Genomic DNA, 1,069 nt, shown 5'->3' with positions numbered 1-1,069 from the left:
CGGCGAGATCGACGACGACGCCGATGCCGCGACAATCGAAGCGGCCGTGAAGCGCGCAATCGCCTCGGCCGTGACGGAGATCCGACTCTCGGTCCCCGCCAAGTAATCGCGTCCCTACTCCACAACCCCCGAAAGGACAACACCCGTGGGCAAGATGCATGACTGGATCACGACCGGCGAGCGACCGCTCCCCTTCGTCTTGTCGCCCTTCGCGAAGGGCGCGAGCGGCGGCAAGTCGCGCGACGACGACGAGGACGACGAAGACTCGGACGACGACTCGGACGACGAGGACGACGACGACGAGGACGACGAGGACGACGACGACGAGTTCGCCGACCTGTCCGAAGCCGAGATCCGCGCCGAGCTCAAGAAGGCGACGGAACGCCTCACGAAGGCTGGCGGCTCCGTCAAGTCGAAGCGTGCGAGCATCCGCAAGCTTAAGCGCGAGCTCGAGGACGCGCGCAAGCCGAAGCCGGCCGGCAAGTCGAAGGGCGACGACGAGGCACCCGATCTCGACGCGATCCGCGACGCCGCGAAGGCGGAGGCGAAGGCCGAGGCCGACACGCGGATCAAGCGCAGCGAAGCGAAGGCCGCGCTCGTCGCCGCCGGCGTCTCGCGCGAAGTCGCCGCCGATCTGATCGGCTTCGTCAAGCTCGACGACCTCGACCTGGACGACGACGGGGAGGTGGAGGGCCTCGACGACGAGATCGAGCGCATTCAGAAGAAGTACCCGACCTTCTTCGCGAAGCACGCCGGGCGCCGGCGCCGCGAGTCCGTCGCCGGCGGCGCGGACCGGGGCGGCGAGGGCGCGCGCCCGAAGAAGCCCCTCACGGCGAGCGAACGGCAGGCCGCCCTCCTGACCGGAGGCGGCAGGCGCGAGACTCCCCGCAGCGCGCCGGCCCTCCCCCGCCGACACGCTAGAACGCCCCTCGTCCCCCGGCGAGGGGCGTTCGTCTGTCCGCCGTGGTATTCTCGCGGCAAGAGCGAATAACGTTCCATGCGGGCTTCGGCCGGCGACGCTTCGGCGGCACTCCTCATTCTGAAAGGATGATGCCGCAATGGCACGTAA

Annotated in this window: 1 protein-coding gene; it reads left to right on the top strand. The window is 69.2% G+C overall.

The window, feature by feature from the left end:
- The first annotated feature begins 145 nt into the window (after positions 1-145).
- Complete coding sequence (locus ACHBGV_RS10255; RefSeq protein ID WP_394736278.1) at positions 146-991, top strand: hypothetical protein; 846 nt, start codon at positions 146-148, stop codon at positions 989-991.
- The last annotated feature ends 78 nt before the right edge of the window (positions 992-1,069 follow it).

The sequence above is a fragment of the Streptococcus sp. A34 genome (assembly GCF_043674115.1).
In the GTDB taxonomy this organism is placed as follows: Bacteria; Bacillota; Bacilli; order Lactobacillales; family Streptococcaceae; genus Streptococcus; species Streptococcus suis_V.
The sequence above is the reverse complement of the archived record's forward strand: the minus strand, read 5'-3'. Positions and strand labels throughout refer to the sequence as shown.